A 22,789-nucleotide genomic window follows, 5' to 3' on the forward strand; every position below is an offset into this window, starting at 1 on the left:
CAACTTGCGGCGAGCCTAGCACGCGGGCAGCCGAAAGCAATAGAGGCCAAGATCACTTCACCCGAATGTTTGAACGGGTGTGAGCTGAACTGACGACACAGTGTCGCATGGTGGACGTAGGGGTTGACACCAGTGGTCCGGAAGGTATGCAAGGTGACTTCTGGACCCGGAAGCCAGCACCGTACCGCACGGGGTCTAGTCTCGCGATGTGGACAATTCTCGCACCAGGCCGCGCGTCGGCCACATCCAGTTCCTGAACTGCCTGCCCCTGTACTGGGGGCTCGCGAGAACCGGAACGCTCCTGGACATGGAGCTGACCAAGGACACCCCCGAGAAGCTCAGCGAGCAGCTGGTGCGGGGCGATCTCGACATCGGCCCGATCACCCTCGTCGAGTTCCTCAAGAACGCCGACGACCTGGTGGCCCTGCCCGACATCGCGGTCGGCTGCGACGGCCCTGTGATGTCCTGCGTGATCGTCTCCCAGGTCCCGCTGGAGCAGCTCGACGGCGCCCGTGTCGCCCTCGGCTCCACCTCCCGGACCTCGGTGCGCCTCGCCCAGCTGCTGCTCTCCGAGCGGTACGGGGTGACGCCGGACTACTACACGTGCCCGCCCGACCTCAGCCTGATGATGCAGGACGCGCAGGCCGCGGTCCTCATCGGCGACGCCGCCCTGCGCGCCAACCTCCACGAGGGCCCTCGCTACGGCCTCGCCGTGCACGACCTCGGCACGCTGTGGAAGGAGTGGACGGGCCTGCCGTTCGTCTTCGCGGTGTGGGCCGCCCGCCGGGACTACCTGGAGCGCGAGCCGGAGGTCACCCACCGCGTGCACAAGGAGTTCCTGGCCTCGCGTGACGTGTCCCTGGAGGAGGTCGCCAAGGTCGCCGAGCAGGCGGCCCGCTGGGAGGTCTTCGACGCGACCGTGCTGGAGAAGTACTTCACGACGCTCGACTTCCGCTTCGGCGCCCCGCAGTTGGAGGCGGTCACCGAGTTCGCGCGGCGGGTCGGGCCGACCACGGGCTTCCCCGCGGACGTGAAGGTGGAGCTCCTGGGCTCCTAGCAGAGGCCCCCAGGGGCGGCACTACCCTGCTGGGCAGTCGTACGGGGGAGGAGTGGCGCCATGGAGCCACTGGAGTCCGGTGCACCCATCACGATGGGGCCCTACCGGCTGCTCGGCAGACTCGGCTCGGGCGGGATGGGCCGGGTCTACCTCGGGCGCAGCGCGGGCGGACGCACGGTCGCGGTCAAGATCGTGCATCCGCACTTCGCGCTGGACGAGGAGTTCCGCGCCCGCTTCCGCCGTGAGGTGGAGGCCGCGCGGCGGGTCGGCGGCGCCTGGACCGCGCCCGTGCTGGACGCGGACCCCGAGGCGCCGGTGCCCTGGGTCGCGACCGGGTACGCGGCGGGGCCGTCCCTGACCGCCGCGGTGACGGACGGCGGCGCGCTGCCCCCGCATTCCGTACGGGCGCTGGGCGCGGGTCTCGCGGAGGCGCTGGCGGCGGTGCACGGACTGGGCCTGGTGCACCGGGACGTGAAGCCGTCCAACGTCCTGCTCACCCTCGACGGTCCGCTCCTGATCGACTTCGGCATCGCGCGGGCCACGGACGGCACGGCGTCGCTGACCTCCACGGGTGTCTCCGTCGGTTCGCCCGGCTACATGTCCCCGGAGCAGATCCTCGGCAAGGGCGTCACCGGCGCGGCGGACGTCTTCTCCCTGGGCGCGGTGCTGGCGTACGCGGCGACCGGAGAGCCCCCGTTCCCCGGCGACTCCTCGGCGGCACTGCTGTACAAGGTCGTCCACGAGGAACCGGAGCTCGGCGCCCTGGACGGTGAGGTGCGGGAGCTGGTGGCCGGCTGCCTGGCCAAGGACCCGGCGGCACGCCCCGCACCGGAGGACGTGGCCCGGTGCCTCGCCCCGGAGGGCGCGTCCCGCCTGGTGAGCGGCGGCTGGCTGCCCGGCCCGCTGGTGGAACAGGTCAGCCGTCAGGCCGTACAGCTGCTGAACCTGGAGGCCTCGGGGGCACATCCGGCGCGGACACCCCCCTCGGGGCCGGTGGGATTCACCGAGGCGTCGGTGAACGACTCGCCCGGGACGCCTACGGACGCGAGCGCGGGCACGGACGCGGGCGCCGCCTCCGCGCGCCGTCCCGCTCCGGCGCACGAAGTCCCGCTGCCCGCCGGGGTCTTCGGTCCTCCGCCCGCCATGGACTCCCCTCCCTCCCCGCGCCCCGAGGCGCAGCCCCAGGACGTCGTGACCGTTCCCGGGGGCCCCGGAAAGCTCTCCGTGAGCGTCGCCGCGACCTCCGCCCCCACTCCCGGCGGTCGTGGCCGCCGCGTGAGCTGCACGGTCGCGCTGGCGGTCGCCGGGGCGCTGGCCGTGGCGACGCTCGGTTCGCACTTCGTCTTCCGGCTGTTCGACGGCGGCGGTTCCGGCGACAACACCGCCGGCGGAGCCCCCAGGTCCCCGTCGGCGACGAGCAGTGCGTCCGCCCCGGCGAGCGGGAACGCCGCTGTGCCCGCCTTCTATCTCGGCACCTGGGAGGGCGACGCCCTCGCGCTCGGTGGCGCGCTGCCCGCGGGCCGGTTCCGGTTGACCATCGGCCAGGCGGCCGCCGGCGGGCGGATCGGCACCTTCCGGTCCACCGACCAGATCGGCGGCGTGTGCGACGACGTGCTGATCCTGAAGCGGGCCACGGCCGGGCAGCTCGTCGCCACGAGCGTCGCCGAGGAGTCCAACCCGTCTCAGTGCACGACCGGAAGTCACGAGGTCCAGCTGACCCCCACCGGCTCGGACCTCAGGTACGAGACGGACAACGCGGACGCCGGGAACCCGACAGCACTCTTGCAAAAGGTCAAGTAGCCCTCCTCCGGGGCCACTCGGAGCTCTTACCCTGTGCCCGTGGATCTGGACCTCTGGGTGGCCCTCGGGGCCGCGGTGTGGGGCGCGGGCGCCGGGCTGTTGGTGCCCCGGGCCGCGTACCGGCTCTGCGTCGAGCCCGAACAGCCATGGCGGGACCGGTGTCCCGAGGGGCACCCGATCGACGGGTGGCTCGGCCGGGCCCGGTGTCCCGACGGGCAGGCGTACGGCCCCGGGACCGCCCTGGTGTGCGTGGCCACCACCCTGGTGTGCGCCGCCCTCGCCCTGGCCACCGGCACCCGCCCCGAGCTGGCCGTCTGGCTGCTGCTCGCCCCCGTCGGCGTTCTGCTGACGATCGTGGACTTCCGGGTGCAGCGGCTGCCGGACGTGCTCACCCTGCCGCTCGCGGCCGCCGCCCTGGTCCTGCTCGCCGCGGCCGCGGCCCTGCCGGGGCACGCAGGGCACTGGCGCACCGCGCTGTTCGGCGCCCTCGTCCTCGGTGGCGCGTACTACGTGCTCTTCCTCGTCAACCCGAAGGGCATGGGCTTCGGCGACGTCAAACTCGCCCTCGGGCTCGGCGCGGTGCTCGGCTGGTACGGCTGGTCGGCCGTGGTCCTCGGCACCTTCACCGGATTCCTCCTCGGCGGGCTGTACGGACTCGCGCTCGTGCTGGCGCGCCGCGCCGGGCGGCGGACCGCGATCCCCTTCGGGCCGTTCCTCATCGCCGGCGCCCTGGTGGGGCTGCTGACCGGCGCGGGTGCAGCCTGACGTCGGCGCGGTGAAACCCCTGGCGTAGGCTGGTCCGGTCTGTCCACAACCCTTACGAAAGGGACGCCCGGTGACCGAGAAGGCCGACCTCACGCCCATTGATGTCACAGCCGTCCTCGACCGTGCCGCAGCCGGTGGGCGGATCACCCCCGAAGAGGCGCTCGTCCTGTACCGGGACGCCCCGCTGCACGCGCTGGGCGCCGCCGCCGACGCCGTACGCCGCCGCAAGTACGCAGGTGTCGAGCACATCGCGACGTACATCATCGAGCGCAACATCAACTACACGAACGTCTGCGTGACGGCGTGCAAGTTCTGCGCCTTCTACGCGGCCCCGAAGGACACCGCCAAGGGCTGGACCCGCGACCTCGACGACATCCTGCGCCGGTGCGCGGAGACCGTCGAACTCGGCGGCACCCAGATCATGTTCCAGGGCGGCCACCACCCGGACTACGGCGTCGAGTACTACGAGAAGCACTTCCGTGCCATCAAGGAGGCCTTCCCCCAGCTGGTCATCCACAGCCTGGGGGCGTCCGAGGTCGAGCACATGGCACGGATCTCGGGCGTCTCGGTGGAAGAGGCCATCACGCGCATCCACACCGCCGGGCTCGACTCCTTCGCCGGCGCCGGCGCCGAACTTCTGCCCGAGCGGCCCCGCAAGGCGATCGCGCCCCTGAAGGAGAGCGGCGAACGCTGGCTGGAGATCATGGAGGCCGCGCACAACCTCGGCGTGGAGTCCACGTCCACCATGCTCATGGGCACCGGCGAGACCAACGCCGAGCGCATCGAGCATCTGCGGATGATCCGTGAGGTACAGGACCGCACGGGCGGTTTCCGGGCCTTCATCCCGTACACCTACCAGCCCGAGAACAACCACCTGAAGGGCCGGACCCAGGCCACCATCTTCGAGTACCTGCGGATGATCGCGATCGCCCGCCTCTTCCTGGACAACGTCCGCCACATCCAGGGGTCGTGGCTGACCACCGGCAAGGAGATCGGCCAGCTGTCGCTGCACTACGGCGCGGACGACCTCGGCTCGATCATGCTGGAGGAGAACGTCGTCTCCTCGGCCGGTGCCAAGCACCGCTCCAACCGCCAGGAGATCATCGACCTGATCCGGAAGGCGGGCCGGGTCCCGGCACAGCGCTCGACGACGTACGAGCACCTCGTCGTCCACGACGACCCGGCGAACGACCCGGTCGACGAGCGGGTCGCGTCCCACATCTCGTCGACGGCGATCGAGGGCGGCACGGCCCACCCCGAGCTGAAGCTGCTCGCCTCCAACTAGGGCGCGCGTGCTGACGATCCACACCGCCGGTCTCCTGGTCACCGGGGACCGGCGGCCCGCCCTGCCCGACGGGGCGGTGCTCGTCGACGGCCGGGCGTGCGCGGCCGTCGGCCCCTACGAGGAACTGGCGGCGGCACACCCGACCGCCCGGGTCCGACGCTGGCCGGGGCTCCTGACCCCGGGTCTGCTGAACCCGTACGGGCCCGAACTGCTGGAGCAGGCCTACCATCCGGATCCCCGCGAGGCCGACGAACTGGGCACCCAGCCGATCGTGGGCGAGGCCCTCGCGGAGCCGGCGCTGAGCGACACCCGCCGGGGCGCGAGCGCTCGGCGCGGAGTGCAGCGGATGCTGGCGCACGGCACGGTCGCCGTGGCCGGAGCCCTGACGAGGCCCGCCGTGGTGGACGCCGTGTACCGAGCGGGGCTGAAGCTCAGGGAGCGGTCCGGGGATCCCGAGGGGCCGCCCGCTCTCGACCCGCTGGCAGGGCGGAGCCTGGCGGAGGCGCTCGCGACGCCCTTGCCGGTCCCCGGCGCTGACGCGACGTTCGCCGTCTTCGACGTCCCCGACGAGGCCGCCCTCACCGAGCGCGGGGCCGCGACGTGTGTGGCGACGGTCGTCGCCGGGCGGCTCGTACACCGGCGCCGCTGACGGTTCACCCCGCGAAGGCCTGTCCGAAGGCTCCCGAGGCCTGCTTGGCGCCACTGCAGTTCGTGGCCGCGTCGCCCTCGGCGGAGCCGCCGTCCGGCAGCTCCGGTCGCGGAACGTCGACCACATCGACAGCCACGCCAGGTCCCTCTGCTCGGCGAACGACCGCAGCCGGGCCGCGTCGGAGAGCGTGAACGTCTCTCCGGAGACGTCGTTGACGCCGATCATCGAGGTCAGAGCCAGGCCCTGCCACGCGCCCAGGGCCTCGGGCTGCGGAGGTACCCCTGGTTCGTCCTGCTCTCCCCGGTCCTGCTCAGGGTCTTCCGGGCGGCCCCGATCCTGGTCCTGCTCGCCTCGCTCGCCCCGATCGTGGTGTTCCAGTATCTGTGGGCGCCCCCGGACGACCGCTTCGGCAGCGGGCTGTACGACTTCGCCACCTTCCTCTTCTGCTGGCTGCTCGGCTTCGCCCACCGCGAGGGCGTGCTGGGGCGGCTCAGGCCGCTCCCGGTGGTCGTGCTGTCCCTCGCGGCGATCGCGTACGGCGGCTGGTACGCCCTCACCCACCAGCAGGAGACGGGCGGTTACGACCTGGACGACATCCCACTCGCCCAGACGTTCTGGTCCGCCGGCTATGTGACGCTGCTCATGTACGCCAAGGCGTACTTCCGTATCGACCTCGCGTGGCCGGCCCGCCTCCGGCGGACCGACCGGGTGGTGACGGTCTTCAACGCGCGGGCGGTGACGATCTACCTCTGGCACGAGATCGCGCTCGTCCTCGCCGTGCTGCTGATCGACCGGTTCTGGGACGTGCCCGCGTTCGAGAAGTGGCTGCCGCTGGACAGCCAGTGGTTCATGTACGCCGTCGGCTGGGTGCTGATCTGGGCCGCGATCCCCCTCGTGGGATGGGTCGAGGACATGGCCGCGCGGAAGAAGCCGAGGCTGCTGCCGTGACGCCGTACCCCGTACTGCCACAATGGAACCGTGACCCGCGCATCCCTGGACAAGCAGCCGCACGAAGTCGCCTCGATGTTCGACGACGTGGCGGAACGGTACGACCTGACGAACGACCTGCTGTCGCTCGGCCAGGACCGGGTGTGGCGCAAGGAGGTCGCGAGGGCGGTCGACGCGCGTCCCGCGCAGAAGGTCCTGGACCTGGCGGCGGGCACGGCGACCTCGTCGCTGCCGTTCACGCGCGCGGGGGCCTATGTGGTGCCCTGCGACTTCTCGCTCGGGATGCTCCAGGTCGGCAAGAAGCGGCACCCCTGGATGCCGTTCACGGCGGGCGACGCCACGCGGCTGCCCTTCCGGGACGATGTCTTCGACGCCGTGACGATCTCCTTCGGGCTGCGCAACGTGCACGACACCGACGCGGCGCTGCGCGAGCTGTACCGGGTGACCAGGCCGGGCGGGCGCGTCGTGATCTGCGAGTTCTCGCATCCCACGTGGACGCCCTTCCGCACGGTCTACACCGAGTACCTGATGCGGGCGCTCCCGCCGGTGGCCCGCGCGGTGTCCTCCAACCCGGACGCGTACGTCTACCTCGCCGAGTCCATCCGCGCCTGGCCCGACCAGCCGGCCCTCGCCGAGCGGCTGCGCAAGGCGGGCTGGTCGAAGGTGGCGTGGCGCAATCTGACGGGCGGCATCGTCGCGCTGCACCGCGGGTTCAAGGACAGCTGACGCAAGCCGACGGCGCCGGACGGCGCGCCGGGGCCGGGCGGCTCACCTGAGCAGTTCGAAGGTGTCTCCCGGTTCGTCGAGTTCGCGGCGCAGTCCGCCCGGCGGCGGGATGGGCAGCCGTGGCTCGCGGACCCCGGCGCCTCCGCCGCCCTCGCCCTCACCGAGGTCGAACCACACGGTGACCACGGCGCCGCGCGGGACCTCGGCGCCGGGCAGGGGATATTGGCGTACGACGTAGTCGACGACGGTGCGGTGGAAGTCCGGCCGGTCGGGTGCGGCGAGGGCCACGCCCTGCTGCGCGGCGGTCTCGCGTGCGTCCATCGCCATCAGTCCGACCAGGCGCGGCACTCGAACTTCGGGTGTTTTGGGTGTTATAGGCACAGATGTCACCCCCAGCGGTACTGGCAGGGTAACCGGCCGAGGGCGCCACCCGGAAGCGCTGCGTTTCTTTCTGTAGCAGTTGGCTACGCTACGTCACAACGCCAGTCGGTAGCAGTGTGCTTCCTGCTTCGACACCGGCGTCGTGAGGACCTCGGCGAGGCTCATGCCGAGCCGCCGGGTGACCGCGATCGACCTGGCGTTCCGGGCGTTGACCAGGGCCACCACGCCGCCCACTCCCGCCGTGCGGACCCGCTCCAGGGTCATCCGCGCGGCCGCCGTGACATACCCCTTGCCCCAGTGCTCCCGCCCGAGCCGCCAGCCGATCTCGATCTCGCCCTGCGGCCCCCACTCCTGCGGCCACGGCTGGGCACCGGTGAAGCCGAGGACCTGACCGGATTCGTCGAGCACGGTCCACAGACAGAAGCCGCGCTCGGCGTCGTGCCGACGCTGCCGGGCGGTGAGTTCCTCGTAGACGGACAGCTCGGCGGAACGGCCGCCGTGGAACTCCATCACATCCGGGTCGTCGAAGACCCGGTGCCAGGCCAAGGCGTCCTCGTCGGTGGGAACGCGCAACCGTACTACGGGGAGAGCTCGGTTCACGGGGCAGCCCTTCAGCCGGGTGATCAATTCTGCTGAATAGACTGCCCATGTCCAGTGCCCGTCAGCACGCAGATTTCGAACCCTGGGGAGATCCCGCCGTGACCGAGCCCCTCTCCGACAACACCGCCGATGTGATCGTCGTGGGCGCGGGGCCAGCCGGCTCCACGACCGCGTACCACCTGGCCAGGGCCGGGCTCGAGGTCCTCCTGCTGGAGAAGACCGAGTTCCCGAGGGAGAAGGTCTGCGGCGACGGCCTCACCCCGCGCGCCGTCAAGCAGCTCGTGGCGATGGGCGTCGACATCTCCGAGGAAGCCGGCTGGCTGCGCAACAAGGGCCTGAGGATCATCGGCGGCGGTTCCCGCCTCCAGCTCGACTGGCCGGATCTCGCCTCATTCCCGAACTACGGACTCGTCCGCAAGCGCGACGACTTCGACGAGCAACTGGCCCGGCAGGCCCAGAAGGCGGGGGCGCGCCTGTACGAGCGCTGCAACGTCAGCGGGCCGGTCGTCGACGACCGCACCGGCCGGATCACCGGCGTCACCGCCAAACTGGGCGAGGAGAAGCGCGAGGTCACGTTCCACGCGCCGCTCGTCGTCGCCGCGGACGGCAACTCCACCCGGCTCTCCCTGGCGATGGGACTGCACCGCCGCGAGGACCGGCCGATGGGCGTCGCGGTCCGCACGTACTTCACCTCTCCGCGCCACGAGGACGACTATCTGGAGTCCTGGCTGGAACTGTGGGACCGGCGCGGCGGCCAGGAGCGGCTGCTCCCGGGCTACGGCTGGATCTTCGGCATGGGCGACGGCACGAGCAACGTCGGCCTGGGCGTCCTGAACACCTCCGACTCCTTCAAGGAGCTGGACTGGCGCGAGGTGCTCAAGGCGTGGTGCGCCTCGATGCCCGAGGACTGGGGCTACACCCCCGAGAACATGACCGGCCCGATCCGCGGTGCCGCCCTGCCCATGGCCTTCAACCGCCAGCCGCACTACACCAAGGGCCTGCTGCTCGTCGGTGACGCGGGGGGCCTGGTGAACCCGTTCAACGGCGAGGGCATCGCGTACGCCATGGAGTCCGGCCAGATCGCCGCGGACGTCATCGTCCAGGCCATGGCCCGCGCGACCCCCGCCCAGCGCGAACTGGCCCTGCACAACTACCCGAAGATCCTCAAGGACACCTACGGCGGCTACTACACGCTGGGGCGTGCCTTCGTGAAGCTGATCGGCAACCCGAAGGTCATGAAGATCGCGGCCCAGCGGGGCCTGACGCACCCGATGCTGATGAAGTTCACGCTGAAGCTCCTGGCCAACCTGACGGACCCGACGGGCGGCGACGCGATGGACCGCGTCATCAACGGCCTGTCCAAGGTGGCCCCGAAGGCGTAGCCCTTCGGGGGATTCGTCGGGGGCACGGGGGCGTGGCGCGCGCGGGGGCGTGAAGCGCCTGTGTACGGGCGTGAGTGCTCCCGGGGGCGCCGGAGCCCGCCCCCGGGGGCGGTGAGCGGCCTCGGCGGGGCGTGAGGGCTGAGCAGTCGCCCCCGGGCCCGGTCCCCGGTCCCAAAGGACTTGGGTGCTCCTACGGGGCCCAGCTCGGCCACCCTGCCCGCGCGCGGTGCGAACACCACCTCGTGCCGCTCCGTCATCTGCCGGAGCACGTCCCTCCGGTCGCGCTTCGAGAGGCGGTCCGGACGGACGTGACCGCCCAGACGGTCCGTCTCGTGGGGGAGCAAGCGGGCGAAGCGGCCGATGCCCTCGACGACGAGCGGCGTGCCGTCCACGTCCCGGCCGCGGACGACGGCCCGGTCGGGGCGGGGCAGCTCCCGCAGCGATTGCCAATCGCTGTGCACAGCAGTAACGGCAGCGCCGGGGGCTCGTCCCGTCGCCGTCGTCACGCGGGTGTTCCCTTTGGGGTGAATTCCGCCCCGGCAACGAGCGGCGCTCGCGGGCGTCGTGGGCGTTGTGGGCCCGCCGGGGCGGTCCCGAGCGGAGATGTCGGCCGTACCCCCGGCGGGCTCGTCAGGGCAGCCCTGAGGGCCGCCGTGCCCGGTGGCAGCGGCGGCCCTCAGCCCATGACGCCGGTGACGCGCGTGCGCGTCATGCGCCCGTACGGGTCGTGGTGCGGGTCAGAGCACCCGAACCGCGCCGGTCGGCGGGTCGTACGACAGCGGCTTCTCCACGACACCGCTGGAGGGGTTCTGCGCGCCGACGAACATGCCGTCGCCGACGTACACCGCCACGTGGTACGCGCTGCCCGCGCCGCCCCAGTAGAGGATGTCGCCCGGCTGCAGGTTGCTCAGCGAGACCTGGGTACCGGAGGTCGACTGGTCCTGCGACACGCGCGGCAGGCTGACGCCGATCTGCTTGAACGCGGTCTGCACGAGGCCCGAGCAGTCCCACGAGTTCGGGCCGGTGCTGCCCATGACGTACGAGTCGCCGATCTGCGCCTTGACGAAGGCGACGACCGCGGCGACGGACCCGGTGGCCGTGGACGTGCCGGTCGAGGTGGCGTCGGACGTGGCGGCCAGGACGGTCCGGTCGGCACTGCGCGAGGCGGCGGCTGCCGTCTTGCGCTCGGCCTCGGCCTTCCGCTGAGCCTCCGCTTCCTTCTTCTTGGCCTCCGCGAGGTCCGCCTTGGCCTGCTTTGCGGCATTTGCAGCGGCTGCGTCGCGCTCGGCCTGAAGCTGGTAGTTGGCGGCGGCCTGCTGGGTGGCTTCCGCGGACTGCGCGACCTGCGTGGCCATGTCGGCGGTCAGGGTGGGCAGTTCAAGGGTCTGCGTCACCGGCTCGGCGGCGTTCGCCGAGGCCGACGCGCCGGCGACGGCCAGCGTGCCGAGGACGCCACCCGCAACTCCGGTCCGCATCGCGATCGTCGACGAGCTGCGGTTGCGGGGCTTCCGGTGGCTGCGTATGTGAGCGGTGTGGGACATGAGTCCAACGGGTATCAGGGGCTCCTCCATACCTTCAAGAAACGTGTGGTGCGCCACAGTTGTTCAATCGGGCCCTGAAACCCCGGGCGTGTCACTCTTTATTGACGCCGTAACGGGCATTGCGGACACCAGTGATCAAGCCTGTGATCATGGGTTTTCTTCGTTACGTCCGGATTGCGCTGTGCTTATCACCGGTCACGCCCCATGGCCAAGCCCCCTTTATTTCGATCTCATACAGATGTGGCACAGGTCACGGAACGGTCTCCGGCAAGGTGGCGTCTCGCGCACGAAGGACATGTCTCGTTCGCCATCGGTGCGCGTCCTTCACGCTTGATCACATCCGGCCACGCTTGTGAACGTGTGCACGCGTCCACATTCCTCCCCGCCCCTCACTCCCGGGTGTGAACGCGCTCCTTTATCAAGCGATCCGGTCCGGCGCGAATTTGCCTGGAGCGGATGGTCTTTGATATTGCAAGACGCCGTCGACCAGCGAAGACGAGCGAAAATGTCACCTCTTGGTGATCACTTGACTGCTTCGCGTATGAAGGTCACCGCTCATCCGACTTCATGATCCTTCGCCAGGTGGTGGAGATCACAAAGTACGTGGTGACCCCCGTGTCGCAGATCACATACCGCCGGGCATAAGATGCGGGGCAGTTGGGCTTGTGACCTGCTTCACATGTCCGCGATCTTCGCCGGGGCTGGCGGGGCTCGTGGGGCCGATGAGGCCGGTGTGAGCCCCGTGCAACCGCCAGTCAGTGCCGACTGAGAGGAGCGAGGAGCGGTGAACGCGTATGCGCCCATCCTCGTACTGGGAGCCCTCGGGGCAGGCTTTGCGATCTTCTCCGTGGTCATGGCCACGCTGATCGGTCCGAAGCGGTACAACCGCGCCAAGCTCGAGGCCTATGAGTGCGGCATCGAGCCGACCCCCACGCCGGCCGGCGGCGGGCGCTTCCCCATCAAGTACTACCTGACGGCGATGCTCTTCATCGTCTTCGACATCGAGATCGTCTTCCTCTACCCCTGGGCCGTCACCTTCGACGCCCTGGGGATTTTCGGGCTCGTGGAGATGCTGCTCTTCGTGCTCACCGTCTTCGTCGCGTACGCGTACGTATGGCGGCGCGGCGGCCTGGAATGGGACTGAGGGGCCTTTAGTCATGGGACTCGAAGAAAAGCTGCCGAGCGGTTTCCTCCTGACGACCGTCGAGCAGGCCGCGGGCTGGGTGCGCAAGGCGTCGGTCTTCCCCGCCACGTTCGGCCTCGCCTGCTGTGCCATCGAGATGATGACCACCGGCGCCGGCCGCTACGACCTGGCGCGCTTCGGCATGGAGGTCTTCCGCGGCTCGCCCCGGCAGGCGGACCTGATGATCGTCGCCGGCCGGGTCAGCCAGAAGATGGCGCCGGTCCTGCGGCAGGTCTACGACCAGATGCCGAACCCCAAGTGGGTGATCTCCATGGGGGTCTGCGCCTCCTCGGGGGGCATGTTCAACAACTACGCGATCGTGCAGGGCGTCGACCACATCGTCCCCGTCGACATCTATCTGCCGGGCTGTCCGCCGCGGCCGGAGATGCTGATGGACGCGATCCTCAAGCTCCATCACAAGATCCAGACCTCGAAGCTCGGCGTGAACGCCGAGGAGGCGGCCCGTGAGGCGGAGGAAGCGGCCCTCAAGGCCCTCCCGACGATCGAGATGAAGGGGCTGCTGCGATGAGCGACGCGAAGAGCAACGGCGCGGACACGCCCCGCAACGGCGCTGCGGCGAACGGCAACGGCGTCAACCCCGAGAAGGACCTCGGCGCCGCCAACCTCCCGGGCAGGCGCGGCGACCACGGCGAGGAGATCCGCGTCCAGCGCGGCATGTTCGGCGCCAACAACGGCGGCGACACCTCCGGCTACGGCGGCCTGGTCCGCTCCGTCCGGCTCCCCGGCGCCGCCACCCGCCCCTACGGCGGCTGGTTCGACGAGGTGGCCGACGAACTGGAGGGCGCCCTGGAGGAACAGGGACTCGTCCCCGAGAACGCCGTCGAGAAGACCGTCGTCGACCGTGGCGAGCTGACCTTCCACATCGAACGCGAGTACCTCGTCGCCGTCGCCCAGACCCTCCGCGACGACCCGGCGCTCCGCTTCGAACTGTGCACCGGCGTCAGCGGGGTGCACTACCCCGGCGACAAGGGCCGGGAACTGCACGCCGTCTACCACCTGCGGTCGATCACCCACAACCGGTTGATCCGCCTGGAGGTCAGCGCCCCCGACGCCGACCCGCACATCCCGTCGCTCGTCCCCGTCTATCCCACGAACGACTGGCACGAGCGCGAGACGTACGACTTCTTCGGCCTGATCTTCGACGGCCACCCGGCGCTGACGCGGATCATGATGCCCGACGACTGGCAGGGCTTCCCGCAGCGCAAGGACTATCCCCTCGGCGGCATCCCCGTCGAGTACAAGGGCGCCCAGATCCCGGCTCCGGACCAGCGGAGGTCGTACTCATGAGCACGCAGACTCCGTCCTCCGCCTCCTCGCGCGAGACGACCGAGGGCACCGTCTACACGGTCACCGGCGGCGACTGGGACGAGGTCGTCCAGTCCGCCACCCGCGCCGACGACGAACGCCTCATCGTCAACATGGGTCCCCAGCACCCGTCCACGCACGGGGTGCTGAGGCTCATCCTGGAGATCGACGGCGAGACCGTCACCGAGGCCCGCTGCGGCATCGGCTATCTCCACACCGGTATCGAGAAGAACCTCGAGTACCGCACGTGGACCCAGGGCACGACGTTCGTGACGCGCATGGACTATCTGACGCCGTTCTTCAACGAGACGGCGTACTGCCTCGCGGTGGAGAAGCTCCTCGGCATCGAGGACCAGATCCCGGACCGCGCCACGATCCTGCGCGTGCTCCTGATGGAGCTGAACCGGATGTCCTCCCACCTGGTGTGCATCGCCACCGGAGGCATGGAACTCGGCGCGACCACCATCATGATCTACGGCTTCCGCGACCGGGAGATGATCCTCGACATCTACGAGCTGATCACGGGTCTGCGGATGAACCACGCCTACGTCCGCCCCGGCGGACTCGCCCAGGACCTGCCGCCGGGCGCCGTGGACCAGATCCGCGAGTTCGTGAAGAAGATGAAGAAGAACCTCCCGGAGTACGACAAGCTCGCCACCGGGAACCCCATCTTCAAGGCCCGTATGCAGGACGTCGGCTATCTGGACCTGGCCGGCTGCATGGCCCTCGGTGCCACCGGCCCGATCCTGCGCTCCGCCGGCCTGCCGCACGACCTGCGCAAGGCGCAGCCCTACTGCGGCTACGAGACCTACGACTTCGACGTCCCGACCGCCGACACCTGCGACGCCTACGGCCGCTTCCTCGTCCGCCTGGAGGAGATGCGCCAGTCGCTCGGGATCATCGAGCAGTGTCTGGACCGGCTGCAGCCCGGCCCGGTCATGGTCGCGGACAAGAAGATCGCCTGGCCCGCCCAGCTCGCCCTGGGACCGGACGGACTCGGCAACTCCCTCGATCACATCAAGAAGATCATGGGCACCTCCATGGAGGCCCTGATCCACCACTTCAAGCTGGTGACCGAGGGCTTCCGCGTCCCGCCGGGACAGGCGTACGCGGCGGTCGAGTCGCCCAAGGGCGAACTCGGTGTGCACGTCGTGTCCGACGGTGGCACCCGCCCCTACCGGGTCCACTTCCGCGACCCGTCCTTCACCAACCTGCAGGCCATGGCGGCGATGTGCGAGGGCGGCCAGGTCGCCGACGTGATCGTCGCCGTCGCGTCCATCGACCCCGTGATGGGAGGCGTCGACCGGTGACCACCAGTTCCTCGGAGCGCGGCGTCAGTCTGGGCATGCCCGAGCTGCCCGCGCCCGCATACCCGGACGACGTCCGAGCGCGCCTGGAGCGGGACGCGCGCGAGATCGTCGACCGCTACCCGGACTCGCGCTCCGCCCTCCTGCCGTTGCTGCATCTCGTGCAGTCGGAGGAGGGACACGTCACCCGCACCGGGATGCGCTTCTGTGCGGACACGCTCGGCCTGACCACGGCCGAGGTCTCCGCGGTCGCCACCTTCTACACCATGTACCGGCGGGGTCCGTCCGGTGACTACCAGGTGGGCGTCTGCACCAACACCCTGTGTGCCGTGATGGGCGGCGACGCGATCTTCTCCGCCCTGCAGGAGCACCTGGGCGTCGGCAACGGCGGGACGACCGCCGACGGCAAGGTGACCCTGGAGCACATCGAGTGCAACGCGGCCTGCGACTTCGCGCCGGTGGTGATGGTCAACTGGGAGTTCTTCGACAACCAGACCCCCGAGAGCGCCAAGCGCCTGGTCGACGACCTGCGGGCGGGCCGGCAGGTCGACCCCACCCGCGGTGCCCCCATGTGCACCTTCAAGGAGACCGCGCGGATGCTGGCCGGCTTCCCCGACGAGCGGGACGGGGCTGTCGAGGCGACCGGCAGCGCGGGCCCGGCCTCCCTGGTCGGGCTGCGGCTGGCCAAGGGGGAGACCGGCGCGGCGCGCGTGGTGCACCCGCGGGACGGCGGGCCGCACGACGAGCCGCCGGAGGGCACGGCGGTGCACGAGCCGTCACCGGCCGAACACCTCAGTTCGCACGACGCGCCGCAGGACACATCGGCCTCCGACCCTGCCCACCCCGCTGGGCCCGCCGACGAGGAGGGGTAGTGATGACGTTGGCACCCCAGATCAACGAGACCAGCCCTGAGAAGCTGCTGGCACCCGTGCTGTCGGCCTTCTGGGACGAGGAGAAGTCCTGGACGCTGGACGTCTACCAGCGGCACGAGGGGTACGAGGGGCTCCGCAAGGCGCTCGCGATGTCGCCCGACGACGTGATCGCGTATGTCAAGGACTCCGGGCTGCGCGGCCGGGGCGGCGCGGGATTCCCGACGGGAATGAAGTGGCAGTTCATTCCCCAGGGTGACGGCAAGCCTCACTATCTAGTTGTCAACGCCGACGAGTCGGAGCCCGGGACCTGCAAGGACATCCCGCTCCTCTTCGCGAACCCGCACAGCCTCATCGAGGGCATCGTCATCGCCTGTTACGCCATCAGGTCGTCGCATGCCTTCATCTATCTGCGGGGTGAGGTCGTCCCCGTACTGCGGCGGTTGCACTCCGCCGTACGCGAGGCGTACGCGGCGGGCTACCTCGGCGAGAACATCCTCGGCAGCGGACTCGACCTCGAACTCACCGTGCACGCGGGCGCGGGCGCGTACATCTGTGGTGAGGAGACCGCACTGCTCGACTCGCTCGAAGGCCGCCGTGGTCAACCGCGGCTTCGTCCCCCCTTCCCTGCCGTCGCGGGCCTGTATGCGTGCCCGACTGTTGTGAACAACGTCGAGTCGATCGCGTCGGTTCCCGCGATCCTCCACCGGGGCAAGGAATGGTTCCGGTCGATGGGCAGCGAGAAGTCCCCGGGCTTCACGCTCTACTCGCTCAGCGGCCACGTCACGAGCCCCGGCCAGTACGAGGCCCCGCTCGGCATCACGCTCCGTCAGCTGCTCGACATGAGCGGCGGGATGCGGCCCGGCCACCGGCTGAAGTTCTGGACGCCCGGCGGCTCCTCGACACCGATGTTCACCGACGAGCACCTCGACGTCCCGCTGGACTACGAGGGCGTGGGCGCCGCCGGTTCCATGCTCGGCACCAAGGCCCTGCAGTGCTTCGACGAGACGACGTGCGTGGTGCGGGCCGTCACCCGCTGGACCGAGTTCTACGCCCATGAGTCCTGCGGCAAGTGCACACCCTGCCGCGAGGGCACGTACTGGCTCGTGCAGCTGCTGCGGGACATCGAGGCGGGCAAGGGCACCATGGCCGATCTCGACAAGCTCGCCGACATCGCCGACAACATCAACGGCAAGTCCTTCTGCGCCCTCGGCGACGGCGCCGCCTCGCCGATCTTCTCCTCCCTCCAGTACTTCCGCGAGGAGTACGAGGAGCACATCACGGGCCGGGGCTGCCCCTTCGACCCGGCCAAGTCCACAGCCTGGGCGGACAAGCCCGCGGAGGTGACCGCATGACTGTGACCACCGGCGCTCCCTCTTCAGGGGGGCAGGCGGCGGTCCCGCCGGAGGACCTCGTCACGCTGACGATCGACGGCATCGAGATCAGCGTGCCCAAGGGCACCCTGGTCATCCGGGCCGCCGAGCAGCTCGGCATCGAGATCCCTCGCTTCTGCGACCACCCCCTTCTGGACCCGGCCGGCGCCTGCCGCCAGTGCATCGTCGAGGTCGAGGGCCAGCGCAAGCCCATGGCGTCCTGCACGATCACCTGTACGGACGGGATGGTCGTGAAGACTCATCTCACCTCGCCCGTCGCGGAGAAGGCCCAGAAGGGTGTGATGGAGCTCCTGCTCATCAACCACCCGCTGGACTGCCCCGTCTGCGACAAGGGCGGCGAGTGCCCGCTGCAGAACCAGGCCATGTCGCACGGCAACGCCGAGTCCCGCTTCGAGGGCAGGAAGCGCACCTACGAGAAGCCTGTCGCGATCTCCACACAGGTGCTGCTCGACCGCGAGCGGTGCGTGCTGTGCGCCCGCTGCACCCGGTTCTCGAACCAGATCGCGGGCGATCCGATGATCGAGCTGCTGGAACGGGGCGCGCTCCAGCAGGTCGGCACCGGCGAGGGCGACCCCTTCGAGTCCTACTTCTCCGGGAACACCATCCAGATCTGCCCGGTCGGCGCCCTCACCTCGGCGGCGTACCGCTTCCGCTCGCGCCCCTTCGACCTCGTGTCGTCGCCTTCGGTGTGCGAGCACTGCTCCGGCGGCTGCGCGACCCGCACCGACCACCGGCGCGGCAAGGTCATGCGCCGCCTCGCGGCCGACGACCCCGAGGTCAACGAGGAGTGGATCTGCGACAAGGGACGCTTCGCGTTCCGCTACGCGCAGCTGACCGACCGGCTGACCACCCCGCTGGTGCGGGGCGAGTCCGGTGAGCTGGAGCCCGCCTCCTGGCCCCAGGCGCTGCAGGCCGCCGCCGAGGGCCTGCTCGCCGCGCGGGGCCGGGCCGGTGTGCTGACCGGCGGACGGCTCACCGTCGAGGACGCCTACGCGTACAGCAAGTTCGCGCGCGTGGCCCTCGACACCAACGACATCGACTTCCGCGCGCGTGTGCACAGCGGCGAGGAGGCCGACTTCCTGGCCGCCCGGGTCGCCGGACGCGGCCGTGACCTCGACGGCACGGGCGTCACGTACACCGCGCTGGAGAAGGCACCCGCCGTCCTGCTCGTCGGGTTCGAGGCCGAGGAGGAGGCGCCCGGCGTCTTCCTGCGGCTGCGCAAGGCCTGGCGGGGCCACGGCCAGCAGGTGTTCGCCCTCGCCACGCACGCCACCCGGGGCCTGGAGAAGGCCGGCGGCGTCCTGCTGCCCGCCGCACCCGGCACCGAGACCGAGTGGCTGGACGCGCTGGCCGGCCGGGTCGGCCTGGAGGAGGACGGCGTACGGGCCGCCGAGGCCCTGCGCACCGAGGGCGCGGTGATCGTCGTCGGCGAGCGGCTCGCCGACGTGGCGGGCGCACTCACCGCCGCCGTACGGACCGCGGCCGCCACCGGCGCCCAGCTGGTGTGGATCCCGCGCCGGGCCGGGGAGCGGGGCGCGATCGAGGTGGGCGCACTGCCCACGCTGCTCCCGGGCGGCCGCCCGGCCACCGACCCGCGCGCGCGGGACGAGGTCGCCGCCGCCTGGGGCGTCGCCGAACTTCCGCAGCGCTACGGCCGGGACACGGACCAGATCGTCGAGGCCGCGGTCACCGGCGAACTCCGGGCCCTGCTGGTCGCCGGCGTCGAGGTCGCCGACCTGCCCCGTCCGGCACGCGCGCGTGAGGCGCTCTCCTCGGTGGGCTTCCTGGTGTCGCTGGAACAGCGTCCCAGCGAGGTCACCGCACACGCCGACGTGGTGCTGCCGGTCGCGGCGGTCGCCGAGAAGGCCGGCACCTTCCTCAACTGGGAGGGCCGGGCCCGCTTCTTCGAGGCGGCGCTCAAGCCCGACCAGATGACCCGGTCCCTGGCGCCCACCGACGCGCGCGTGCTCCACATGCTCGCCGACGCCATGGACGTCCATCTGGGGCTGCCCGATCTGCGGACCGTGCGGACGGAGCTGGACCGGCTCGGCCCCTGGGACGGACTGCGGGCCGCCAACCCCCTGGAGATCGGGGGCCAACTGCCCCGTCCGGCTGCCGGAGAGGCGGTGCTCGCCGGTCACCGGCTGCTGCTCGACCGGGGACGGCTCCAGGACGGTGACGAGGCGCTCGCCGGCACACGCCACGCGGCACGCGCGCGGGTGTCGGCCGCCACCGCCGCCGAGGCAGGCGTCAAGGACGGTGAACTGCTGGCGGTGAGCGGCCCGGCAGGGACCGCGGAACTCCCGCTCCAGATCACCGAGATGCCGGACCGGGTGGTCTGGCTCCCGCTGAACTCCACCGGTGGGGGCGTCGCCTCCGACACCGGTGCGCTGCCCGGCAACCTCGTCCGCATCGGCCCGGCGACGCCCGCCGCCGAGGCCCCCAAGGAGGTGGAGGCATGAGCCCGTACCTCGCCGCTGAAGACCTCTCCATGTTCGGCCGCGACCCCTGGTGGCTGGTCGTCATCAAGGCGGTCTTCTGCTTCGCCTTCCTGATGGTGACCGTGCTGTTCTCCATCGTCTGGGAGCGCAAGGTCGTCGCCTGGATGCAGCTGCGGATCGGCCCGAACCGGCACGGCCCCTGGGGCATGCTCCAGTCGCTCGCCGACGGCGTGAAGCTGATGCTGAAGGAAGACGTCATCGTCAAGCGCGCCGACAAGGTGGTCTACGTCCTCGCGCCGATCGTCGCGGCCGTCCCGGCCTTCATGGCGATCGCGGTGATCCCCTTCGGACCCGCAGGCAACGAGATCTCGATCTTCGGTCACCGGACCGCGATGCAGCTCACCGACCTGCCGATCGCGATGCTCTACATCCTCGCGGTCGCCTCGGTCGGCATCTACGGCATCGTCCTCGCCGGCTGGAGCTCCGGATCCACCTATCCGCTGCTCGGCGGTCTGCGCTCCTGCGCGCAGATGATCTCGTACGAGATCGCCATGGGTGCCTCCTTCGCCTCCGTGTTCCTCTACTCCGGGTCGATGTCGACGTCGAGGATCGTCGAGCAGCAGCACGACCGCTGGTTCATCCTGCTGCTGCCGGTCTCGTTCATCATCTACATCGTCACGATGGTCGGCGAGACCAACCGCGCCCCCTTCGACATGCCGGAGTCCGAGGGCGACCTGGTAGGCGGCTTCAACACCGAGTACTCGTCGATCAAGTTCGCGATGTTCATGCTCGCCGAGTACGTGAACATGGTGACGGTCTCGGCCGTGTCGACCACGCTCTTCCTGGGCGGCTGGCGGGCGCCGTGGCCGATCAGCGGCTTCTGGGCGGGCGCCAACCACGGCTGGTGGCCGCTGCTCTGGTTCGTCATCAAGGTCCAGCTGCTGCTGTTCTTCTTCATCTGGCTGCGCGGGACGCTCCCGCGCGTCCGCTACGACCAGCTGATGAAGCTCGGCTGGAAGGTCCTCATCCCGGTCTCCGTGGTCTGGCTGATGCTCGTCGCGACCGTGCGGGCGCTGCGCAACGAACACTACGGATTCGCTGACATCGCCCTCTATGTCGCGGGCGGTGTCCTCACGCTGCTGGTGCTGTCGTTCCTCGTCGACATGTTCCGCGAGAAGGCCAAGGAGCCCGAGCGACCCGCGGCGGGGCCCGCCGCCTTCGACCCGATGGCGGGCGGCTACCCCGTACCTCCGCTGCCGGGACAGACGCTGCCGCCCGTGCCCAGGCGCCGCTCGCGCCGGGAACGGGAGCTGATTGTCAGTGGCGGGACGGACACTGTCAGTGACGGATCTACGGATGGAAAGGAGGCGTCCGATGGCTGAGGAGCCCAAGGAGGCCGGGCAGCCGAAGCCCGGCTTCCAGAACCCCGTCGCCGGCTTCGGCGTGACCTTCAGGGCCATGTTCAAGAAGCGGCTGACCGAGCAGTACCCGGAGCAGAAGAAGACCACGGCTCCGCGGTTCCACGGACGGCACCAGCTCAACCGCCATCCGGACGGCCTGGAGAAGTGCGTCGGCTGCGAGCTGTGCGCCTGGGCCTGCCCCGCCGACGCGATCTACGTGGAGGGCGCGGACAACACGGACGAGGAGCGCTACTCCCCGGGCGAGCGGTACGGGCGGGTGTACCAGATCAACTACGCCCGCTGCATCCTGTGCGGCCTGTGTATCGAGGCGTGCCCCACGCGCGCGCTCACGATGACGAACGAGTTCGAGCTCGCGGACTCCAGCCGCGCCAACCTGATCTACACCAAGGAGCAGCTGCTCGCCGGCCTGGAAGAGGGCATGGTCGACACCCCGCATGCCATCTACCCGGGGACGGACGAGCAGGACTACTACCGGGGCCTGGTGACGGAGGCCGCGCCGGGCACGGTGCGCCAGGTCGCCACCTCCAAGGGAGAAAAGCCTGAGGAACAGGAGGCGGACGCATGAGCGCGCAACTCGCCGCCGCCTACACCACCTCCACCGGTGAGGCCTTCCAGTTCTGGGTCCTCGGCACGATCGCGGTGATCGGCGCCCTGTGCACCGTCTTCATGAAGAAGACCGTGCACAGCGCCCTCTGCCTGGCCGGCACCATGATCGTCCTGGCGGTGTTCTACCTCGCCAACGGCGCGTACTTCCTGGGCGTCGTGCAGATCGTCGTCTACACCGGCGCGATCATGATGCTGTTCCTCTTCGTGGTGATGCTGGTCGGCGTCACCGCGGCGGACTCCCTGAAGGAGACCATCAAGGGCCAGCGCTGGCTGGCCCTTCTGTGCGGGGTCGGCTTCGGCGTCCTGCTGCTCGCGGGCATCGCCAACGCGTCCCTGAAGGACTTCGCCGGCCTGGGCAGGGCGAACGCGAACGGCAACGTGGAGGGCCTCGCGGCCCTCATCTTCACCAAGTACGTGTTCGCCTTCGAGATCACCGGCGCCCTGCTCATCACGGCCGCGGTCGGCGCCATGGTCCTCACCCACCGCGAGCGCACCGAGCGGGCCAGGACCCAGCGCGAGCTGTCCGAGCAGCGCGTACGGGAGGGCAAGCACGTTCCGCCGCTGCCGGCGCCCGGCGTCTACGCCCGGCACAACGCGGTGGACATCGCGGGCCTCCTCCCGGACGGCACCCCGTCCGAGCTCACCGTCAACAAGACGCTCCGGGAGCGCGGACAGATCCGTGACGTGTCCGACGAGGCGATCGGCGATCTGAAGGCACTGGAACAGCGCACCGCCGAGCGCCTGGAGCGGGACGAGGACGAGCGGCCGGCGCTCAAGAGGACCGAGGAGGCGTCGAAGTGAACCCGGTCAACTACCTGTATCTCGCCGCTCTGTTGTTCACGATCGGCGCCACCGGCGTGCTGATCCGGCGGAACGCGATCGTGGTGTTCATGTGCATCGAGCTGATGCTCAACGCCTGCAACCTCGCGTTCGTCACCTTCTCCCGGCTGCACGGCAATCTCGACGGCCAGATCATCGCCTTCTTCACGATGGTCGTCGCCGCCGCGGAGGTCGTGGTCGGGCTCGCGATCATCGTGTCGCTGTTCCGTACCCGCCACTCGGCCTCGGTCGACGACGCCAGCCTGATGAAGCTGTAAGGGGTCGGAAG

Annotated in this window: 21 protein-coding genes and 3 pseudogenes; 19 read left to right on the plus strand and 5 right to left on the minus strand. The window is 70.2% G+C overall.

What is annotated here, in order from left to right; genetic code table 11:
- The first annotated feature begins 208 nt into the window (after positions 1–208).
- The 5 genes from ACFY2Z_RS18400 to ACFY2Z_RS18420 all read left to right on the plus strand — a co-directional run bounded on the left by ACFY2Z_RS18400 (position 209) and on the right by ACFY2Z_RS18420 (position 5,556).
- Entirely contained in the window at positions 209–1,057 is an 849-nt protein-coding gene (locus ACFY2Z_RS18400; protein ID WP_390745190.1) for a menaquinone biosynthetic enzyme MqnA/MqnD family protein, read from the plus strand.
- Positions 1,058–1,117: 60 nt separating this feature from the next.
- Positions 1,118–2,857, plus strand: coding sequence for a protein kinase (locus tag ACFY2Z_RS18405; protein WP_390745191.1), 1,740 nt, complete (start codon positions 1,118–1,120; stop codon positions 2,855–2,857).
- A 33-nt stretch (positions 2,858–2,890) separates the two neighbouring features.
- A complete protein-coding gene (locus ACFY2Z_RS18410) occupies positions 2,891–3,622 on the plus strand; it encodes a prepilin peptidase (protein WP_390745192.1) in 732 nt (243 codons plus the stop codon).
- Positions 3,623–3,692: 70 nt separating this feature from the next.
- Positions 3,693–4,907: a cyclic dehypoxanthinyl futalosine synthase gene (gene mqnC, locus ACFY2Z_RS18415; protein ID WP_390745193.1), complete on the plus strand. Its 1,215-nt coding sequence runs from the start codon at positions 3,693–3,695 to the stop codon at positions 4,905–4,907.
- A 7-nt stretch (positions 4,908–4,914) separates the two neighbouring features.
- Positions 4,915–5,556, plus strand: a complete 642-nt coding sequence (locus tag ACFY2Z_RS18420) for a hypothetical protein (protein ID WP_390745194.1) — start codon at positions 4,915–4,917, stop codon at positions 5,554–5,556.
- Positions 5,557–5,560: 4 nt separating this feature from the next.
- Here ACFY2Z_RS18420 and ACFY2Z_RS18425 read toward each other — a convergent pair.
- Positions 5,561–5,808, minus strand: a pseudogene (locus tag ACFY2Z_RS18425) (hydrolase); the annotation flags it as partial.
- 15 nt (positions 5,809–5,823) lie between these two features.
- On the opposite strand from ACFY2Z_RS18425, the pseudogene ACFY2Z_RS18430 reads away from it, so the two are divergent.
- Together ACFY2Z_RS18430 and ACFY2Z_RS18435 are read left to right on the plus strand one after the other, a co-directional pair.
- Positions 5,824–6,504, plus strand: a pseudogene (locus ACFY2Z_RS18430) (acyltransferase family protein); the annotation flags it as partial.
- 30 nt (positions 6,505–6,534) lie between these two features.
- Positions 6,535–7,230, plus strand: a complete 696-nt coding sequence (locus ACFY2Z_RS18435) for a demethylmenaquinone methyltransferase (protein WP_390745195.1) — start codon at positions 6,535–6,537, stop codon at positions 7,228–7,230.
- A gap of 42 nt (positions 7,231–7,272) precedes the next feature.
- Here ACFY2Z_RS18435 and ACFY2Z_RS18440 read toward each other — a convergent pair whose 3' ends face one another.
- Together ACFY2Z_RS18440 and ACFY2Z_RS18445 are read right to left on the minus strand one after the other, a co-directional pair.
- Positions 7,273–7,611, minus strand: a complete 339-nt coding sequence (locus ACFY2Z_RS18440; protein WP_390745196.1) for a PASTA domain-containing protein — start codon at positions 7,609–7,611, stop codon at positions 7,273–7,275.
- Positions 7,612–7,704: 93 nt separating this feature from the next.
- Positions 7,705–8,211, minus strand: a complete 507-nt coding sequence (locus ACFY2Z_RS18445; protein WP_390745197.1) for a GNAT family N-acetyltransferase — start codon at positions 8,209–8,211, stop codon at positions 7,705–7,707.
- A gap of 47 nt (positions 8,212–8,258) precedes the next feature.
- On the opposite strand from ACFY2Z_RS18445, the gene ACFY2Z_RS18450 reads away from it, so the two are divergent.
- Positions 8,259–9,593, plus strand: coding sequence for a geranylgeranyl reductase family protein (locus ACFY2Z_RS18450; RefSeq protein ID WP_390745198.1), 1,335 nt, complete (start codon positions 8,259–8,261; stop codon positions 9,591–9,593).
- A gap of 287 nt (positions 9,594–9,880) precedes the next feature.
- Here ACFY2Z_RS18450 and ACFY2Z_RS18455 read toward each other — a convergent pair.
- Together ACFY2Z_RS18455 and ACFY2Z_RS18460 are read right to left on the minus strand one after the other, a co-directional pair.
- Positions 9,881–10,099 (minus strand): annotated as a pseudogene (locus tag ACFY2Z_RS18455) (peptide deformylase); the annotation flags it as partial.
- A 231-nt stretch (positions 10,100–10,330) separates the two neighbouring features.
- The gene (locus ACFY2Z_RS18460) at positions 10,331–11,134 is read right to left on the minus strand and encodes a C40 family peptidase (protein ID WP_390745199.1); all 804 of its coding nucleotides are present in this window, start codon (positions 11,132–11,134) and stop codon (positions 10,331–10,333) included.
- 784 nt (positions 11,135–11,918) lie between these two features.
- Here ACFY2Z_RS18460 and ACFY2Z_RS18465 point away from each other — a divergent pair.
- Genes ACFY2Z_RS18465 through nuoK form a run of 11 tightly spaced genes read left to right on the plus strand, consistent with a single transcriptional unit; the run spans position 11,919 to position 22,778 of the window.
- A complete protein-coding gene (locus ACFY2Z_RS18465; protein WP_003992243.1) occupies positions 11,919–12,278 on the plus strand; it encodes an NADH-quinone oxidoreductase subunit A in 360 nt (119 codons plus the stop codon).
- 13 nt (positions 12,279–12,291) lie between these two features.
- Positions 12,292–12,846, plus strand: a complete 555-nt coding sequence (locus ACFY2Z_RS18470; RefSeq protein WP_023547484.1) for an NADH-quinone oxidoreductase subunit B family protein — start codon at positions 12,292–12,294, stop codon at positions 12,844–12,846.
- Positions 12,843–13,625 (plus strand): NADH-quinone oxidoreductase subunit C, encoded by a 783-nt coding sequence (locus ACFY2Z_RS18475; protein WP_390745200.1) that lies wholly within the window; start codon positions 12,843–12,845, stop codon positions 13,623–13,625. The genes ACFY2Z_RS18470 and ACFY2Z_RS18475 overlap by 4 nt, the downstream gene beginning before the upstream one ends.
- Positions 13,622–14,953: an NADH-quinone oxidoreductase subunit D gene (locus ACFY2Z_RS18480; RefSeq protein WP_355908529.1), complete on the plus strand. Its 1,332-nt coding sequence runs from the start codon at positions 13,622–13,624 to the stop codon at positions 14,951–14,953. Before ACFY2Z_RS18475 ends, ACFY2Z_RS18480 begins: the two co-directional genes overlap by 4 nt.
- On the plus strand, positions 14,950–15,822 hold the full coding sequence (gene nuoE / locus ACFY2Z_RS18485) for an NADH-quinone oxidoreductase subunit NuoE (protein ID WP_390745201.1): 873 nt from the start codon (positions 14,950–14,952) through the stop codon (positions 15,820–15,822). The genes ACFY2Z_RS18480 and nuoE overlap by 4 nt, the downstream gene beginning before the upstream one ends.
- A 2-nt stretch (positions 15,823–15,824) precedes the next feature.
- Positions 15,825–17,174, plus strand: coding sequence for an NADH-quinone oxidoreductase subunit NuoF (gene nuoF, locus ACFY2Z_RS18490; protein WP_390745202.1), 1,350 nt, complete (start codon positions 15,825–15,827; stop codon positions 17,172–17,174).
- Positions 17,171–19,675, plus strand: coding sequence for an NADH-quinone oxidoreductase subunit G (locus tag ACFY2Z_RS18495; protein ID WP_390745203.1), 2,505 nt, complete (start codon positions 17,171–17,173; stop codon positions 19,673–19,675). Before nuoF ends, ACFY2Z_RS18495 begins: the two co-directional genes overlap by 4 nt.
- Positions 19,672–21,036 carry an NADH-quinone oxidoreductase subunit NuoH gene (gene nuoH / locus ACFY2Z_RS18500; RefSeq protein ID WP_390745204.1) on the plus strand — a complete coding sequence of 455 codons (1,365 nt, stop codon included), beginning with the start codon at positions 19,672–19,674 and terminating at the stop codon, positions 21,034–21,036. The genes ACFY2Z_RS18495 and nuoH overlap by 4 nt, the downstream gene beginning before the upstream one ends.
- Entirely contained in the window at positions 21,029–21,640 is a 612-nt protein-coding gene (gene nuoI / locus ACFY2Z_RS18505; protein ID WP_390745205.1) for an NADH-quinone oxidoreductase subunit NuoI, read from the plus strand. Before nuoH ends, nuoI begins: the two co-directional genes overlap by 8 nt.
- Positions 21,637–22,482 carry an NADH-quinone oxidoreductase subunit J gene (locus ACFY2Z_RS18510; RefSeq protein WP_390745206.1) on the plus strand — a complete coding sequence of 282 codons (846 nt, stop codon included), beginning with the start codon at positions 21,637–21,639 and terminating at the stop codon, positions 22,480–22,482. Before nuoI ends, ACFY2Z_RS18510 begins: the two co-directional genes overlap by 4 nt.
- A complete protein-coding gene (gene nuoK / locus ACFY2Z_RS18515) occupies positions 22,479–22,778 on the plus strand; it encodes an NADH-quinone oxidoreductase subunit NuoK (protein WP_076093711.1) in 300 nt (99 codons plus the stop codon). The genes ACFY2Z_RS18510 and nuoK overlap by 4 nt, the downstream gene beginning before the upstream one ends.
- The last annotated feature ends 11 nt before the right edge of the window (positions 22,779–22,789 follow it).

The organism is Streptomyces sp. NPDC001222 (genome assembly GCF_042896945.1).
Classification (GTDB): domain Bacteria; phylum Actinomycetota; class Actinomycetes; order Streptomycetales; family Streptomycetaceae; genus Streptomyces; species Streptomyces gibsoniae.

Excerpts from the sequence above, each read along its gene's own strand:
- ACFY2Z_RS18470 (WP_023547484.1), top strand. The coding sequence starts at position 12,292 with ATGGGACTCGAAGAAAAGCTGCCGAGCGGTTTCCTCCTGACGACCGTC.
- ACFY2Z_RS18495 (WP_390745203.1), top strand. The coding sequence starts at position 17,171 with ATGACTGTGACCACCGGCGCTCCCTCTTCAGGGGGGCAGGCGGCGGTC.
- ACFY2Z_RS18480 (WP_355908529.1), top strand. The coding sequence starts at position 13,622 with ATGAGCACGCAGACTCCGTCCTCCGCCTCCTCGCGCGAGACGACCGAG.
- ACFY2Z_RS18510 (WP_390745206.1), top strand. The coding sequence starts at position 21,637 with ATGAGCGCGCAACTCGCCGCCGCCTACACCACCTCCACCGGTGAGGCC.
- ACFY2Z_RS18450 (WP_390745198.1), top strand. The coding sequence starts at position 8,259 with ATGTCCAGTGCCCGTCAGCACGCAGATTTCGAACCCTGGGGAGATCCC.
- nuoF (WP_390745202.1), top strand. The coding sequence starts at position 15,825 with ATGACGTTGGCACCCCAGATCAACGAGACCAGCCCTGAGAAGCTGCTG.
- nuoH (WP_390745204.1), top strand. The coding sequence starts at position 19,672 with ATGAGCCCGTACCTCGCCGCTGAAGACCTCTCCATGTTCGGCCGCGAC.
- nuoI (WP_390745205.1), top strand. The coding sequence starts at position 21,029 with ATGGCTGAGGAGCCCAAGGAGGCCGGGCAGCCGAAGCCCGGCTTCCAG.
- ACFY2Z_RS18460 (WP_390745199.1), bottom strand. The coding sequence starts at position 11,134 with ATGTCCCACACCGCTCACATACGCAGCCACCGGAAGCCCCGCAACCGC.
- ACFY2Z_RS18405 (WP_390745191.1), top strand. The coding sequence starts at position 1,118 with ATGGAGCCACTGGAGTCCGGTGCACCCATCACGATGGGGCCCTACCGG.
- ACFY2Z_RS18475 (WP_390745200.1), top strand. The coding sequence starts at position 12,843 with ATGAGCGACGCGAAGAGCAACGGCGCGGACACGCCCCGCAACGGCGCT.